The 14848-nt window shown below is 63.3% G+C and carries 16 protein-coding genes; 15 read left to right on the top strand and 1 reads right to left on the bottom strand.

Features of this window, described 5'->3' with window-relative positions:
- Window positions 1-302 precede the first annotated feature (302 nt).
- From CCR94_RS06310 to CCR94_RS06300, 3 genes are read left to right on the top strand one after another with little or no spacing between them, the layout of a single operon-like run.
- Complete coding sequence (locus CCR94_RS06310) at window positions 303-1832, top strand: phytoene desaturase (protein WP_104507032.1); 1530 nt, start codon at window positions 303-305, stop codon at window positions 1830-1832.
- Window positions 1813-2859 (top strand): phytoene/squalene synthase family protein, encoded by a 1047-nt coding sequence (locus CCR94_RS06305; RefSeq protein ID WP_104507031.1) that lies wholly within the window; start codon window positions 1813-1815, stop codon window positions 2857-2859. Before CCR94_RS06310 ends, CCR94_RS06305 begins: the two co-directional genes overlap by 20 nt.
- Window positions 2859-3188 (top strand): hypothetical protein, encoded by a 330-nt coding sequence (locus CCR94_RS06300; protein WP_104507030.1) that lies wholly within the window; start codon window positions 2859-2861, stop codon window positions 3186-3188. The genes CCR94_RS06305 and CCR94_RS06300 overlap by 1 nt, the downstream gene beginning before the upstream one ends.
- A gap of 402 nt (window positions 3189-3590) precedes the next feature.
- Here CCR94_RS06300 and CCR94_RS24440 read toward each other — a convergent pair whose 3' ends face one another.
- Window positions 3591-4013: a hypothetical protein gene (locus CCR94_RS24440; RefSeq protein WP_146089876.1), complete on the bottom strand. Its 423-nt coding sequence runs from the start codon at window positions 4011-4013 to the stop codon at window positions 3591-3593.
- A gap of 98 nt (window positions 4014-4111) precedes the next feature.
- On the opposite strand from CCR94_RS24440, the gene CCR94_RS06290 reads away from it, so the two are divergent.
- The 12 genes from CCR94_RS06290 (at window position 4112) to pufC (ending at window position 14845) form a co-directional block, all read left to right on the top strand.
- Window positions 4112-4978 (top strand): polyprenyl synthetase family protein, encoded by an 867-nt coding sequence (locus tag CCR94_RS06290; RefSeq protein ID WP_425332315.1) that lies wholly within the window; start codon window positions 4112-4114, stop codon window positions 4976-4978.
- A 1-nt stretch (window position 4979) separates the two neighbouring features.
- A complete protein-coding gene (locus tag CCR94_RS06285; RefSeq protein ID WP_244593959.1) occupies window positions 4980-6140 on the top strand; it encodes an acetylserotonin O-methyltransferase in 1161 nt (386 codons plus the stop codon).
- Window positions 6141-6216: 76 nt separating this feature from the next.
- The gene (bchC, locus tag CCR94_RS06280) at window positions 6217-7149 is read left to right on the top strand and encodes a chlorophyll synthesis pathway protein BchC (RefSeq protein ID WP_104507027.1); all 933 of its coding nucleotides are present in this window, start codon (window positions 6217-6219) and stop codon (window positions 7147-7149) included.
- On the top strand, window positions 7146-8147 hold the full coding sequence (locus CCR94_RS06275; protein ID WP_104507026.1) for a chlorophyllide a reductase iron protein subunit X: 1002 nt from the start codon (window positions 7146-7148) through the stop codon (window positions 8145-8147). Before bchC ends, CCR94_RS06275 begins: the two co-directional genes overlap by 4 nt.
- A 7-nt stretch (window positions 8148-8154) precedes the next feature.
- The gene (gene bchY / locus CCR94_RS06270) at window positions 8155-9687 is read left to right on the top strand and encodes a chlorophyllide a reductase subunit Y (RefSeq protein ID WP_104507068.1); all 1533 of its coding nucleotides are present in this window, start codon (window positions 8155-8157) and stop codon (window positions 9685-9687) included.
- Window positions 9681-11123, top strand: coding sequence for a chlorophyllide a reductase subunit Z (gene bchZ / locus CCR94_RS06265; RefSeq protein WP_104507025.1), 1443 nt, complete (start codon window positions 9681-9683; stop codon window positions 11121-11123). The genes bchY and bchZ overlap by 7 nt, the downstream gene beginning before the upstream one ends.
- Window positions 11124-11161: 38 nt before the next feature.
- Complete coding sequence (locus tag CCR94_RS06260; RefSeq protein ID WP_104507024.1) at window positions 11162-11443, top strand: hypothetical protein; 282 nt, start codon at window positions 11162-11164, stop codon at window positions 11441-11443.
- 62 nt (window positions 11444-11505) lie between these two features.
- On the top strand, window positions 11506-11712 hold the full coding sequence (pufB, locus tag CCR94_RS06255; RefSeq protein ID WP_104507023.1) for a light-harvesting antenna LH1, beta subunit: 207 nt from the start codon (window positions 11506-11508) through the stop codon (window positions 11710-11712).
- 15 nt (window positions 11713-11727) lie between these two features.
- Window positions 11728-11907 (top strand): light-harvesting antenna LH1, alpha subunit, encoded by a 180-nt coding sequence (gene pufA, locus CCR94_RS06250; protein ID WP_104507022.1) that lies wholly within the window; start codon window positions 11728-11730, stop codon window positions 11905-11907.
- A 94-nt stretch (window positions 11908-12001) separates the two neighbouring features.
- The gene (gene pufL, locus CCR94_RS06245; RefSeq protein ID WP_104507021.1) at window positions 12002-12826 is read left to right on the top strand and encodes a photosynthetic reaction center subunit L; all 825 of its coding nucleotides are present in this window, start codon (window positions 12002-12004) and stop codon (window positions 12824-12826) included.
- Window positions 12827-12842: 16 nt separating this feature from the next.
- Window positions 12843-13823: a photosynthetic reaction center subunit M gene (gene pufM / locus CCR94_RS06240; RefSeq protein WP_104507020.1), complete on the top strand. Its 981-nt coding sequence runs from the start codon at window positions 12843-12845 to the stop codon at window positions 13821-13823.
- The gene (gene pufC, locus CCR94_RS06235) at window positions 13820-14845 is read left to right on the top strand and encodes a photosynthetic reaction center cytochrome PufC (protein WP_104507019.1); all 1026 of its coding nucleotides are present in this window, start codon (window positions 13820-13822) and stop codon (window positions 14843-14845) included. The genes pufM and pufC overlap by 4 nt, the downstream gene beginning before the upstream one ends.
- The last annotated feature ends 3 nt before the right edge of the window (window positions 14846-14848 follow it).

Here is a 14848-nt window from a genome sequence, read left to right as displayed (position 1 = left end):
ACTTGCGTCGGAGCGTCATGATGTTGTGAACTGGTTTCGACAAGGAAATGGGTAATCGGTTTCCCAATGATCCGTTCGGAAACCGCTTGAAACAGCCAAGGCGGGTCGTCATCACCGGCGCCCTCTCCGAGAGCATGATCCCAAAAAGTGGACACCGATTTTTGGAAAAGATCATGCGAAAACAAAGAGTCTAGAGCACGATGCGTTCCGTGGAAACGCATCGTGCTCTAGGTCTCGCGCCTCGCCGGACACGGCCAAGATTTGGCTTGTTCAAATGTAACTGACGGATATAGTGTCATCTCATGTTGACGGTCCAGGAAGAACACACCGGCGGCGCCACGGGCCAACGCAAACCCGTCGCGCTCGTCATCGGCTCCGGCTTTGGCGGACTCGCCGCCGCGGTCAGGCTTGGCGCGCGCGGCTATGCCGTCAAGGTGCTGGAGCGCCTCGACGCGCCCGGCGGGCGCGCCTACCAGCATCACATCGACGGCTTCACCTTCGACGCCGGCCCCACCATCGTCACCGCGCCCTTCCTGTTCGAGGAGCTCTGGGGCCTGTGCGGTCGCAAGATGTCCGATGACGTCGAACTGCGCGAGATGGACCCCTTTTACAAGATCCGCTTCAGCGACGGCGAAACCTTCACCTATCGCGGCGACCGCGAGGCGATGAGGGCGGAGGTCGAGCGCATCGCGCCCGGCGAAGGTCCGAATTTCGACGCCTTCATGGCGATGAGCGAATCCATCTATCGCATCGGCTTCGAGAAGCTCGGCGACGTTCCCTTCGATTCGCTGGCGGACATGGCCCGCATCGCGCCGGATCTGGTGCGCCTGCAAGGCTACCGCAGCGTGCGCGGCCTGGTGTCCAAATTCTTCAAGAGCGAGCGTCTGCGGACGATCTTCAGCTACCATCCGCTGCTGATCGGCGGCGACCCCTTCCGCGTGTCCTCGATCTATTGCCTGGTCGCCTTCCTGGAAAAGAATTACGGCGTGCATTCGGCGATCGGCGGCACGGGCGCGCTGGTGCGCGGGCTGGTCAAGCTGATCGAATCGCAGGGCGGCGAGATACGCTATCGCGCCGACATCCGCCAGATTCTGGTCGAAAGCGGCCGGGCCGTCGGCGTGGAACTGTCCGGCGGCGAAAGGCTGCGCGCCGACATCGTCGTCTCCAACGCCGATTCCGCTTATACCTATCGCAGCCTGCTGCCCCCGGATACGCGCAAGCGCTGGACGGATTCCAGGCTACAGCGCGCCAAATATTCCATGGGCCTGTTCGTCTGGTATTTCGGCGTCAATCGCCGTTACGACGACATCGGCCATCACAGCATTCTGATGGGTCCGCGTTATGAGGGTCTCCTGAAGGATATCTTCCAGCGCAAGGTTCTGGCCGAGGATTTCAGCCTTTACCTGCATCGGCCGACCGCGACTGATCCGTCGGTCGCGCCGCGCGGCTGCGACACGTTCTATGCGCTGTCGCCGGTTCCCAATCTTCAGGGCGGCCAGGAATGGCGCCTCGAAGCCGAAGGCTATCGCAAGCGCATCGAGAGCTGGCTGGAGGCGAACATCCTGCCCGATCTGAGCAAGCACATCGTCGTGTCCCGGGTGACGACGCCGCTCGATTTTCGCGACCGGCTCAACGCCATCCATGGCGAAGGCTTCGGACTCGAACCCCTTCTGACGCAGAGCGCATATTTCCGTCCTCACAATCGCAGCGAGGACATCGAGAATTTGTTCCTCGTCGGCGCGGGCGTGCATCCCGGCGCGGGTCTTCCCGGTGTGCTGTCCTCTGCCCGGATTCTCGACAAGGTTGCGCCCGATGCTTGCACTTTCGCCTGAGGCGCGGCTGGCCACCGAGGCTGATCACGCCGCTTGCCGCGAATCCATTCGCGGCGGCTCTAAAAGCTTCTTCACCGCTTCGTGGCTGCTGCCCGAAGCTGTGCGGCGCCCGTCCTTCGGGCTTTACGCCTTCTGCCGGCTCGCCGACGACGCGGTCGACGAGCATGAAGCCAAGGCGGCGGCGGTGGAGCGGCTGCGCGAACGGCTCACCCGGGTCTATGAGGGCGCGCCGGTGGACCATCCCGCCGATCGGGCGTTTTCCGACATCGTGCGGTCCTTTTACATCCCCCGCGAAATTCCCTTCGCGCTGATCGACGGCTTCGCCTGGGACAGCGAGGGCCGCATGCCCGCCAATCTGTCGGAGTTGCGCGCCTATTCCGCGCGCGTGGCCTCGACAGTCGGCGTGATGATGACCCTGTTGATGGGTGTGCGCGACCCGATCGCGCTGGCGCGGGCCTGCGACCTCGGCGTCGCCATGCAACTCACCAATATCGCCCGCGACGTCGGCGAGGACGCGCGCGCCGGCCGGCTCTACCTGCCGCTCGACTGGCTGGTGGAGGCGGGCGTCGACCCCGAGGTTTTCCTCGCCGCCCCGGCCCCGTCCGAGGCGCTGGCAAGCGTGGTCGCGCGCCTCCTCGCTGAAGCCGATCGCCTTTACGAGCGCGCGCGCGACGGCGTGGCGCGGCTTCCCGCCGGCTGCCGGCCCGCCATTCTCGCCGCCGCCCTGATCTATTGCGAGATCGGGCGCGAGGTCGAACGACGCGGGCATGATTCCGTGACGTCGCGCGCCTATATCGGCAACAGGCGCAAGCTGGCGCTGCTGGCCGAGGCCAGCCTGCGCGCGATTGCGCCGCGGACCCACGCGCCGGCGCCCGCCTTGCCCGAAACCGCTTTCCTGGTCGAAGCGGTCGGGCGCGAACCCGCGCCGACATTCGCTCCCGCGACTTTTAAGTCGCGCGCGCTGACGGTGCTCGAAATGTACGAGCGGCTGGAGCGACGAGACCGTGCTCAACAGATGGTGCGCTGATGTCGGGAAATACGATCGCCTTTATCGAAATGCTGATTCCCTTCGCGCTCGTGCTGGCCTTTCTGACCTGGCAATTGGTGGTGACGAAGCGCAGCCTCCGCGAAGATCAGGAGCGGGCCGCGCGAGAGCCGCGCGAGCAGGTCGCGCCTGTTCGAGAGACCGCGATCGTCACCGAGGCCGCGCTCCTCATCGAAGAACGCATCGAGGCTGTCTCTCCCGAGGAGGACGACATCACCCGCGCCGCCGCTATTCGCGCTGAAATCGAAGCCGGACGCGCCCGTCTCGCCGAGTTGGAGGCATTGGAGGCGCGGTTGGCGCCGCGCGCCTGAGTTCCCGTGCGAGGCCAGCCAGGCTGAGCGGCTGTCGATAAGGCATGGCTTGGGGATGCGCAGGCCGCGACATAGTGACGCCGCCTCGCGGGAGAGGAACTGGGCGCGACCAGAAAATTTTCGCCCCCCCCCCGTGAAAAGCGCGAGGGCGCAGCATCGAGGGCGTGCGTGATCGCGCGATATTGGTTGGGGTGGGCGGAATGCGCTCTTCGCGTCAACGGGCGAAAAGACGCCGCCGGCGACTGTGATCGAGGTCATACGAAGTCCGAATGATCCATTTTTTGATTTCGTATTCCTTTCGCGCGGCCTTACGCCTTGGCTTCAAGGACGTTCGTGCGATTTGCTTTCGCGGATCGCGAAACAGTCTCGCGGAAACCGCATCGGTCGCGCATGAAGGCGCGGTTAAGTGTCGCATGACTGCGCGTTGCGCAGGCCGTCAAGGCGCGATGTCCCTCCGCCTCGATCACCCCGACGAAGTCCAGGATTGCCTCGACCTTGGCCTCGATATCGGGAAAAGAAGTTGGGCCGCGCGCCACCGCTCCACAAGCGCCAGGCGAACCGCTCGGCGCGATTCAGCGTGAGATGATCGCCCAATTCCCCGCCACATCCGGCAAACAGGGCCTCGAACACGTCTCGGAAGGTAAAGACTGAGGGGCCGACGCCGATGCTCCGGCCCGCGATCTCGATGGCGCGGAGTTTGTCGCCTGGCGTATTGCCGGTATCGAGCACACCCCATGTCCAGCTCCGCGCGGACGACAGCCGCGCCGGAACAAGTCCGCCGCCGCCCGAGCCGATCGCGACGACTTCGGGCCTCGCCGCCGTCATCGCCCCCGAGCCAGAGGGAAAAGGATTGACGCGCCGGCAAAAGCTGTCAATATTATCTTACACTTTGAGTGTCTATTGAAAAGGTCACGGAGGCGGTGATGCACATGGAGCGCGTCGAAAAGGCTCTTGAAGCGGCCCTGATGGAGGCCGGCGGAGCCAATTGCCCGCCGTTGCTCGCCTCCGCCTTGCGCTATGCCGTCTTCCCCGGCGGTCATAGAATCAGGCCGCAAATCGTTCTCGCGGTCGCCATGGCCTGCGGCGATCCAAATCCACATCACACCGACGCCGCCGCCTCCGCAATCGAATTCATGCATTGCGCCTCGCTCGTCCATGACGACCTGCCGGCCTTTGACGACGCGCCCATTCGCAGGGGCAAGCCGACCATCCATGTCGAATATGGCGAGCCTCTCGCCGTGCTGACAGGCGATGCGCTGATCGTGCTCGCCTACGAGACGATCGCGAAAGCCTTCGCGTCCGATCCGCGTCAACTGGCCGCCATGATTTCCATCGTTTCGCGCGCGGTCGGTGCGCCGGGGGGCATCATCGCCGGTCAGGCTTGGGAATCCGAATCCACGATCTCTCTGGTCGATTACCAGCGCGCCAAGACCGGCGCCCTGTTCGCCGGCGCGACCCTCGCAGGCGCCGCCGCCGCCGGCCGCGATCCTGAGCCCTGGCGCGCTCTGGGCGACTATATCGGCGAGGCCTATCAGGTCGCCGACGATCTCCGCGACCTGCTGTGCGACGCGGAAGAACTCGGCAAGCCCGCCCACCAGGACGAACGGCGCGCGCGGCCGAACGCCGCCGCCCAGTTGGGCATCGGCGGCGCCAAGGCGCGCCTCACGGAACTCGCCGATGCGGCCGCCGCCTCGATTCCCGAATGTCCCGGCGCCGAGCAATTGCGTGTCGTGATCCGCGCGCAAACTCGGCAATTGTTCCCCTCGCAACTCGAACAGTATGCGGCTTGACATGACCGGAACCAATCTCCCCGCCACCATCGGCCCCGCGTCCGTGTCCGAAATGTTGCGTCACGGGCGCAATCTTTTGCTCGCCAACCCCTCGTTCCAGAAGTGGGCGGCCTCGTTCCCGCTGACGCGTCTGGTCGCGGAGCGGCAATCGAACGCCTTGTTCGACATATGTTCGGGCTTTGTCTATTCTCAGATCCTCCTCGCCTGCGTGCGCCTCGACTTGTTCACCAAACTCGCCGGCGGCCCGCGCCCCATCGTTTCCGTCGCCGAGGATCTCGACCTGTCATTCGACGCCACGCAGCGCCTTCTTCGCGCCGCGACAGCCCTGAAGCTGGTCGATCATCTTGAAGGCGAGCGCTACGGCCTTGGCGAGCTCGGCGCCGCCTTGCTCGCCAATCCCTCTATCGGCGCTGTCGTCGAGCACCACGCGCTGCTCTACGCTGATCTCACCGATCCTGTCGCCCTGCTGCGCGGCGACGTCAAGACCGAGTTGTCGGGCTATTGGCCCTACGCCAACCGCAAGCCCGGCGATCCCGCGCCTGCTGGCGCTGACGTCGACGAGGCCTATGCGGCCTACAGCGAGTTGATGGCGCAGTCCCAGCTGGACATAGCCGAGGACATTCTGGACGCTTTCCCGCCGACCGGCCATCGCCGCTGGCTCGATGTCGGCGGCGGCGAGGGCGTGTTCGTCTCTGTCCTCGCCATCACTGCGCCCGAAGTCGAGGCGCAGATGCTCGATCTCCCGCAGGTCGCAGCCCGGGCGCGCGCCGCCCTCCAAACGCGCGGCATGTTGTCGCGGGTCACTGTCCATGAAGGCGATTTTTTCTCGGATTCTCTGCCCAAGGGCGCGGATGTGCTGTCGCTGATCCGTGTCCTGCACGACCACGACGACGAGGCCGCGCGCGCCATCATCGCCCGCGCCCATGACGCGCTGGAGCCGGGCGGCACGTTGCTGATCGCGGAGCCTATGGGCGGCGGGCGCGGTTCCGACCGCGTCAGCGACGCTTATTTCAACTTCTATCTCCTCGCCATGGGGCGCGGTCGCACCCGCTCGGTCGCGGAAATCACCTGCCTGCTCGAAGCGAGCGGATTCTCGGACGTGCGCGCGGTGGCTTCGCGTCGCCCGATGCTGGCCAACATTCTGGTCGCGCAGCGGGTGTAAATATTACTTGACGGAAGGCACTGTCGAGTTAATCTGACGCTTCCAAGAACCAGAGACAAAATAAAGGCCTCCGCGTATGCAGTCCGTAGCCGTTGTCATGGAAGAGCCAAGACGCCTGAAGCTGGCGTCGCTCGTCCTTGACGAGCCTGGCCCCGCGGATATTGTCGTCGAGACCCTTTGGTCGGGTGTCAGCGCTGGTACAGAAAAGCTGCTGTACACGGGGCGTATGCCGTTGTTTCCTGGCATGGGCTACCCGCTTGTGCCGGGCTACGAGACTGTCGGTCGCGTCATAGACGCTGGCCCCGACTCCGGTTTGGCTGTCGGCGCCAATGTTTTCGTTCCTGGCGCGCATTGCTTCGGTTCGGTCAGTGTTGTGCATGGCGGTTCGGCCTCTCACCTCGTGGTTCCCGGCGCCCGCGCCGCCTGTGTCGACGTAGCGCTAGGCGATCGTGGCGTACTTCTTGCTTTGGCCGCGACTGCGCTTCACGCCGTCAATACAGCCGACGCCTCCGGGGAGGCTCTGGTGGTCGGTCATGGCGCGCTCGGTCGGTTGATCGCTCGTCTGCTGGTCGGGCGTGGTGTCGCCGCGACGGTTTGGGAAACCAATCCGCTGCGTGCGACCGGCGCCGAAGGCTACCGGGTGCTGGCGCCTGGAGCCGATGCTCGCCGCGACTACCGTCACATTATCGATGTCAGCGGCGACGCCAAGGCGTTGGATTCGCTCATCCAGCGGCTCGCCCCGCGCGGTCGGATAACCTTGGCTGGCTTCTACGAAGCGGTCGGCTTTGCTTTCGCGCCCGCCTTCATGCGTGAGGTTGAGTTCCGTATCTCTGCGCAATGGGCGCCTGGCGATCTCGGCGAGACCGTTCGTCTTGTCGAGGCTGGCGAGCTTTCGCTGGACGGTCTCATCACCCACCGCCGCGACGCGCGCGAGGCCGCCGAGGCCTATTCCGTCGCCTTTGAAGATCCGACCTGTGTAAAAATGGTCCTCGACTGGAGTGCGTTATGATCAGTTTTCTGTCGGAAGCGGAAATCGCTGGCGGCGGAGCCGGGGCGCAACAGCCCTCGGCCGAGACTGAGACGTCCACGCCAGCGAAGAAGGCTACGCAGATCATTGCGATCTACGGCAAGGGCGGCATCGGCAAGAGCTTTACGCTCGCCAATCTATCTTACATGATGGCGCAGCAGGGCAAGAAGGTTCTTCTGATCGGCTGCGACCCGAAGAGCGACACCACCTCGCTGCTGTTTGGCGGCAAGGCCTGCCCGACGATTATCGAAACCTCCTCCCGCAAGAAGGCTGCCGGCGAAAACGTCGAAATCGGCGACGTCTGCTTCAAGCGCGACGGCGTCTATGCGATGGAGTTGGGTGGCCCCGAAGTCGGGCGCGGCTGCGGTGGGCGCGGCATCATTCACGGTTTCGAGACGCTGGAAAAGCTCGGGTTCCATGAGTGGGGATTCGATTACGTGCTGCTCGACTTCCTGGGAGATGTGGTCTGTGGCGGCTTTGGCCTGCCGATCGCGCGCGACATGTGCCAGAAGGTCATCATCGTCGGCTCGAACGACCTGCAATCGCTCTATGTCGCCAACAACGTCTGTTCCGCGGTGGAATATTTCCGCAGGCTCGGCGGCAATGTCGGCGTCGGCGGTCTCGTCATCAACAAGGACGATGGAACCGGCGAAGCGCAGGCCTTCGCGAAGGCTGCGGGCATTCCCATCCTGGCGGAAATTCCCGCTGACGAGGACATTCGCCGCAAGAGCGCGGCCTACCAGATCGTCGGCAGGCCCGGGGAGCGCTGGGCGCCGCTGTTCGAAACGCTCGCCGCCGCCGTGGCGGACGCGATACCGAATCGCCCGACTCCCTTGAGCCAGGACGGATTGCTTTCTCTGTTTTCGAGCGACGCCGTCGGTCGGAACTACGTGCTTGAGCCCGCGACGAAGGAAGATCTGTTCGGGACTTCGATCGTCGAGAAGCCCTCGCTCGAAGTCGTCTACGACGACATGTTGTGAGTTGGTCATGACGCTCGACGCTCCCCACACTCCAGCATTGAACGAAACGCCACGGGCGCCTGAGGGCGCGGTTGGTGTGGACGGCATTGGCTGCCACGCTGGACGCGAAACCATGCTCGCCGCCGCCCGCGAGGCCGGCGCCGGCGAAACGCTGGCGCGCTACGCCAAGGATTACCCGGCTGGTCCGCACGACCAACCGCAGAGCATGTGTCCGGCGTTCGGGTCGTTGCGGGTCGGTCTGCGCATGCGCCGCACCGCCACCATACTTTCGGGCTCCGCGTGCTGTGTCTATGGCCTGACCTTCATTTCGCATTTCTACGGCGCGCGCCGTTCCGTGGGCTACGTCCCCTTCAGTTCGGAAACGCTGGTCACGGGCAAGCTGTTCGAGGATATCCGCGAAGCCGTGTTCCAACTCGCCGACCCCGGCAAATTCGACGTGGTCGTGGTCATCAATCTCTGTGTTCCCACCGCCTCCGGCGTGCCGCTTCGGTTGCTGCCGAAAGAAATCAACGGTGTGCGCGTGATTGGCATCGACGTTCCCGGCTTTGGCGTGCCAACGCATGCGGAAGCCAAGGACGTGCTCGCCGCCGCCATGCTGTCCTACGCCCGGCGCGAAGCAGAGCAGGGGCCGGTTCAGGCGCCGCGCGCGCCGCGCGCGCAGGAGCCTACGATCACGCTGCTCGGCGAAATGTTTCCGCTCGATCCGATTCAGATCGGCGGCATGCTCAAGCCTCTCGGATTGGCGGTGGGTCCGGTCGTTCCGACGCGCGAATGGCGCGAGCTTTATGGCGCGCTCGATTGCTGCGCCGTCGCAGCGGTCCACCCGTTCTACACCGCCTCCATCCGGGAGTTCCAGGCCGCCGGGCGTCCGGTGATCGGCTCCGCCCCGGTCGGCGTCGATGGGACCGCCGCTTGGCTCGATGACGTCGCCAAGGTCTGCAACATTGCGACGGAAAAGCTGGACGCCGCGAAGGCGAGCCTGCTCCCCGCCATCCGTGAGGCCTTGGCTGGCGCGCCGATCCGTGGACGCATCACGCTCTCGGGCTATGAAGGCTCGGAACTGATCGCCGCGCGCCTTCTGATCGAAAGTGGCGCCGATCTGCGCTATGTCGGCACGGCCTGTCCGCGCACGCCATGGTCGGAGCGCGACCGTGAATGGTTGGAGGCGAAGGGCGTACAGGTGCGCTATCGCGCCACCCTGGAAGACGATCTCGCGGCGATTGACGAATATGAACCGGATCTGGCTATTGGCACCACGCCCGTCGTCCAGGCCGCCAAGAGTCGCTCGATCCCGGGACTCTATTTCACCAACCTGATCTCCGCGCGTCCCCTGATGGGCGCAGCCGGGGCTGGCTCGGTGGCGGCCACCCTCAACATGGCGATCGGAAACCGGGCGCGGTTCACGGAAATGCGTGAGTTCTTCTCTGGGGTGGGCGAGGGCGCCGCTGCGGGCGTCTGGCCCGAGGCGCCGAAAAACCTGCCTGAAACACATGGCAAAGCCAGCAAGCCAAAAGCCAACAGGGAGGACGGCGCATGCTAGTTCTCGACCACGACCGCGCTGGCGGATACTGGGGCGCCGTCTACGTCTTCACGGCCCTGAAAGGCTTGCAGGTTGTCATTGATGGCCCGGTGGGCTGTCAGAACTTGCCGGTCACCTCGGTGCTTCATTATACCGACGCGCTGCCGCCAGAGGAACTTCCGATCGTCGTCACTGGCCTTTCCGAAGCCGAACTCGGTCGCCATGGCACCGAAGCGGCGATGACGCGCGCGCACAAAACTCTCGATCCTAAACTTCCGAGCGTGGTGGTCACGGGATCGATCGCAGAAATGATCGGCGGCGGCGTGACGCCCGAAGGCTCGGGCTTGCAGCGGTTCCTGCCGCGCACGATTGATGAGGACCAGTGGCAGTGCGCCAATCGCGCCCTGTTGTGGCTGTGGAACGAATATGGCGTCAAGAAGTCCAAGGCGCGCAAGGCGGATATGCGCGAACCCGGGGCGAAGCCAAGGGTCAACATCATCGGCCCGAGTTACGGCGTGTTCAACATGCCGTCCGATCTCGCAGAGATCGTGCGCCTCTGCGAAGGCGTCGGCGCTGAAATCAATCTGGTGTTCCCACTCGGGGCGCATCTGACCGAGATTCCGCGCCTCGCCGACGCCGACGTCAACATCTGCCTCTACCGGGAATTCGGACGTGCGCTGTGCGAGGCCTTGGGAAAACCGTATCTGCAGGCCCCGATCGGCATGCACGCGACGACCAAGTTTTTGCGCGCGTTGGGTGAACTGTCTGGACTCGATCCCGAACCGTTCATAGAACGCGAACGCCACACGACGATCAAACCGATCTGGGATCTCTGGCGTTCCGTCACACAGGATTTCTTCGCCACAGCTTCCTTCGGAATCGCCGCGTCGGAAACCTATGCCCGCGGCATCAGGCATTTTCTCGCCGACGAACTAGGGATGCCCTGCGCGTTTGCTGTTGCTCGCAAGCCCGGCGAAAAGACCGATAATGCAGCGCTGCGTGAGACGCTGCGGTCCAAGCCGCCACTGGTCGTGTTCGGCAGCTACAATGAGCGCCTGTACCTGACGGAGGCCGGCTCCAAAGCTACCTACATTCCCGCGTCGTTCCCCGGCACCGTGATCCGGCGGCATACGGGCACGCCCTTCATGGGGTATGCCGGTGCGACCTATCTCGTTCAGGAAGTATGCAATGCGTTGTTTGACGCTTTGTTTCACATCCTGCCGCTCGCCAGCGAAATTGATCGCGTCGATGCGACGCCGGCGAGATTGTATCGCGAACTCGAATGGAGTGCGGAAGCAAAAGCCCGGCTCGACGAGCTCGTTGAAGCGGCGCCCCTGGTGGCGCGGATTTCCGCCGCGAAGCGTCTCCGCGACGCGGCCGAACGGGACGCCCGCCGAGCGGGCGAAGCGCAAGTTGATCTCTCGCGTCTTGAACGCGCGAGGGAGTTTGCTGGCTGACGCGGTTACGCGTTTGCTTGCATAGCATGGAGAGGATCATGAAATCGGCTGTCCACACTGTCACGGCGAGAAGCGAGCAAGATCTGGCTTGGCGGGTGTTTGGCGGATTTCTCTTGGTGTTGCTGGTGGTCGCCGGCGGGCTGAAGGCTCTCTTCTCCAAGGTTTTCATTGATTCGCAGCACGCCCCGGACCAGGGCCGGTCTTGGCTCGCCGAGGCGCGCTCGCAAGCGTCTATAGCGACATCTTACGCGCTCATGGCGAAGACGATGTTGCAGTCATCCAGACGGGACAACCGTCAGGAACGCCAGTCGAGATCCTAAGGGATCGAGACGAATTTGGGCCGCGTAACGGCGTACGCGGTAACCTGTAAGGAGGTCAAAAAATGGCCGAAGACAGATCATCCCTGTCCGGACTGTCGGATGCGGAGGCGAAAGAATTTCACTCCGTGTTCGTGGCAAGCTTCTTGGGCTTTCATGTTGTTGCCGTTCTCGCGCACGTCCTCTCGTGGGCGTGGCGTCCGTGGATCCCGGGCCCGAAGGGCTGGGCTCTGCTCGACAGCGTCACCAGCGCTATCTCGATGATCAGCTAAGAGGAGAAGAGGCTCATGTACAAACTTTGGCTGCTCTTCGATCCGCGTCGGGTCCTCGTTGCTCTGTCGGCTTTCCTGTTCGTTCTGGGGCTGATTATTCACTTCATCTGCCTCAGCACCGATCGGTTCAACTGGCTGGAAGGCAAGCCGGCCCTGAGGGCCGCGCAGATCGAGCTCACGACAACGGTCGCCTGACACTTCCGACCAGCGGGAATCGCCCGCGTCACGGGTGGACGCTTCAGCGCCCGCCCGTACCCTGAAACTTAACGTCGTTTGGGGAGCGCCGGCCATGGCGATGCTCAACTTTGAAAAAAAATACCGCGTGCGGGGCGGCACGCTCCTAGGCGGAGACCTGCTCGACTTCTGGGTCGGACCGTTCTACGTCGGATTCTTCGGTGTCACCACGGTCATCTTCGCCCTTGTTGGTACGTTGATGATCGTTTACGGGGCGGCGCTCGGCCCCACCTGGAACCTCTGGCAGATCAATATCGCGCCTCCGGACCTCAAATATGGGCTCGGCTTGGCCCCCTTGAAAGAGGGTGGAATCTGGCAGATCGTGACCGTCTGCGCGCTCGGCGCTTTCGGCTCTTGGGCTTTGCGTGAGGTGGAAATCTGCCGCAAACTCGGCATTGGCTATCACGTCCCGATCGCCTTCGGCTTCGCGATCTTCGCCTATACGGTCCTGGTCGTGTTCCGGCCGCTTCTTATGGGCGCGTGGGGTTACGGATTTCCCTATGGAATCCTCAGTCACCTCGATTGGGTGTCCAACACGGGCTATCAGTATCTTCACTTCCACTATAACCCGGCGCACATGCTGGCGATCACCTTCTTCTTCACGAATTGCCTTGCGCTGGGTATGCATGGCGCCGTGATCGTGTCGGCCGCCAATCCAAGGCGCGGGGAAACTGTCCGTCCGACCGAGTACGAAGACTGGTTCTTCCGTGATGTGGTCGGCTATTCCATCGGCACGCTCGGTATCCATCGGCTCGGCCTCTTCCTGGCTGTTTCCGCCTCCTTCTGGAGCGCGATATGCATCCTGCTGAGTGGTCCGTTTTGGACGCGCGGCTGGCCCGAATGGTGGAATTGGTGGCTCAACCTGCCGATCTGGCGCTAACGTCTAGGAGGCGAGCGTGTCCATTTATGAGAATGTCTTCACTCAACTCCAGGTCCACCCAACCACTCCCGAGAAGGGTTTGGGCGGGGAGATCGTTGATCGCGAGCGCGTAGGAAAGCCGATACTTTCCTACTGGCTCGGCTTCATCGGCAACGCACAGATCGGGCCGCTCTATCTCGGCACCCTCGGGGTCGCGTCGTTGATCTCCGGAACGGTCGCACTGCTGATCATCGGGTTTAATATGCTCGCGTCGGTGCACTGGGATGTGATCCAGTTCCTGCGGCAGTTCCCGTGGCTGGCTCTGGAACCGCCGAAGCCGGAATATGGCATCAGGGCCTTCCCGCCGTTGGCCGAAGGCGGCTGGTGGTTGATGGCCGGCTTCTTCCTGACCATGTCCATGCTCCTCTGGTGGGCGCGCGTCTATCGCCGCGCGGTCGCTCTGGGTCTTAGCACGCACATGGCTTGGGCTTTTGCTTCCGCGATCTGGTTGTATCTGGTTCTCGGATTCATCCAGCCGCTGCTGATGGGTCATTTCAGCGAAGCGCCGCCGTTCGGCATTTTCCCGCACCTTGACTGGACCGCGGCATTCTCGCTGCGTTACGGCAACTTGTACTACGACCCGTTCCACATGCTCTCGATTGCATTCCTGTACGGCGCAGCTCTGCTGTTCGCCATGCACGGAGCGACGATCCTGTCGGTTGGGCGTTACGGTGGGGAGCGCGAAGTCGAGCAGATGCTTTACCGCGGTACGGCGGCGGAGCGCGCGGCTTTGTTCTGGCGTTGGACCATGGGCTACAACGCTACGATGGAATCGATCCATCGTTGGGGTTGGTGGTGTGCGGTTCTGTGTCCGTTGACAGGCGGCATTGGCATCCTGCTCTCCGGCACGGTGGTGGACAACTGGTATCTCTGGGCGGTCCAGCACAACATCGCGCCTTCCTATCCCCATGTTTTCCCCGCGATCCTTGATCCGGCAGCGTCGGGAGCTCCGCAATGAAAACCGTCGGTCTACTGTTAGGCGGAACCGCCGCCGCGCTGCTCGCCACGGCGCTCATACTCACCCCGGGATGGAATTTTTCGAAAGTCCATACCACGCAGACGGGCTATCGCGGCACGTCGACCGGTGAGTTGTCTACTGCGGAGTCCGTGCGCCTCCTGAAAGCAGCCAACGCCTTGCCGGATGCGATTGATCCGGCGGAGGCCGGCGGCAAGAGGGCCACTGATGTCTATAAGAACGTCAAAGTTCTGACAGACCTCACGGAAGGGCAGTTCAACCGTGTGATGCTCGGTCTCGGCGCCTGGGTCGGCGGCGAGCAGGGGTGCAACTACTGTCATAACCCGGAGAACCTGGCGGACGACAGTCTTTACACCAAGAGGGTGTCCCGGACGATGCTGCAGATGACGCGGCACATTAACAAGGATTGGCAAGCTCACGTCCTCACCACCGGCGTGACCTGCTATACCTGTCACCGTGGGCAGCCTGTGCCCAAGGGCGTCTGGTACAAGGATGCGCCGCCAAAGGCTGGCGGAGCCGCCGCCACCAGTCACGACCTTGGTCACCCGAACCGCGTCAATGGCTTCACCGCTATGAACACGGATCCGTTCAGCGGCATTCTCGATGGCAAGGATGCGATTCGCATCCAATCCACCCAGGCGCTGCCGACGAGTTTCGGTCCGACTATGTTCGCGACGGAGAAAACCTACTCGCTGATGATGGCGATTTCGGGGGGGCTTGGCGTCAATTGCACCTATTGCCACAACTCCCGCGACTTCTTCAGTTGGCCGGAGAGTTCCCCGTTGCGCGTCAATGCGTGGCAGGGCATCAACTTGGTGCGCGATCTGAATGCTAACTTCCTGAAGCCGCTCCAGGCTGAATGGCCCGCCAATCGGTTGGGTCCGACGGGCGACGGTCCGAAGCTTTACTGCGCAACCTGTCACCAGGGTGCGCCTAAGCCGCTCCTCGGCGCGCAGTTGGCGAAGGACTGGTCGGAACTTGGCGGCGTAGCCGCGACGAAGTAAGAG

It is taken from the genome of Rhodoblastus sphagnicola (assembly GCF_002937075.1).
Taxonomy (GTDB): domain Bacteria; phylum Pseudomonadota; class Alphaproteobacteria; order Rhizobiales; family Beijerinckiaceae; genus Rhodoblastus; species Rhodoblastus sphagnicola.
The sequence above is the reverse complement of the archived record's forward strand: the minus strand, read 5'-3'. Positions and strand labels throughout refer to the sequence as shown.

Bases quoted from the DNA above. Each gene is read 5' to 3' on its own strand.
- CCR94_RS06305 (WP_104507031.1), top strand. From the start codon at position 1,813: ATGCTTGCACTTTCGCCTGAGGCGCGGCTGGCCACCGAGGCTGATCAC.
- bchZ (WP_104507025.1), top strand. From the start codon at position 9,681: ATGCTAGTTCTCGACCACGACCGCGCTGGCGGATACTGGGGCGCCGTC.
- CCR94_RS06285 (WP_244593959.1), top strand. From the start codon at position 4,980: ATGACCGGAACCAATCTCCCCGCCACCATCGGCCCCGCGTCCGTGTCC.
- CCR94_RS06260 (WP_104507024.1), top strand. From the start codon at position 11,162: ATGAAATCGGCTGTCCACACTGTCACGGCGAGAAGCGAGCAAGATCTG.
- CCR94_RS06310 (WP_104507032.1), top strand. From the start codon at position 303: ATGTTGACGGTCCAGGAAGAACACACCGGCGGCGCCACGGGCCAACGC.
- CCR94_RS06275 (WP_104507026.1), top strand. From the start codon at position 7,146: ATGATCAGTTTTCTGTCGGAAGCGGAAATCGCTGGCGGCGGAGCCGGG.
- CCR94_RS06290 (WP_425332315.1), top strand. From the start codon at position 4,112: ATGCACATGGAGCGCGTCGAAAAGGCTCTTGAAGCGGCCCTGATGGAG.
- pufC (WP_104507019.1), top strand. From the start codon at position 13,820: ATGAAAACCGTCGGTCTACTGTTAGGCGGAACCGCCGCCGCGCTGCTC.
- bchY (WP_104507068.1), top strand. From the start codon at position 8,155: ATGACGCTCGACGCTCCCCACACTCCAGCATTGAACGAAACGCCACGG.
- pufB (WP_104507023.1), top strand. From the start codon at position 11,506: ATGGCCGAAGACAGATCATCCCTGTCCGGACTGTCGGATGCGGAGGCG.
- pufA (WP_104507022.1), top strand. From the start codon at position 11,728: ATGTACAAACTTTGGCTGCTCTTCGATCCGCGTCGGGTCCTCGTTGCT.
- CCR94_RS06300 (WP_104507030.1), top strand. From the start codon at position 2,859: ATGTCGGGAAATACGATCGCCTTTATCGAAATGCTGATTCCCTTCGCG.
- pufL (WP_104507021.1), top strand. From the start codon at position 12,002: ATGGCGATGCTCAACTTTGAAAAAAAATACCGCGTGCGGGGCGGCACG.
- CCR94_RS24440 (WP_146089876.1), bottom strand. From the start codon at position 4,013: ATGACGGCGGCGAGGCCCGAAGTCGTCGCGATCGGCTCGGGCGGCGGC.
- bchC (WP_104507027.1), top strand. From the start codon at position 6,217: ATGCAGTCCGTAGCCGTTGTCATGGAAGAGCCAAGACGCCTGAAGCTG.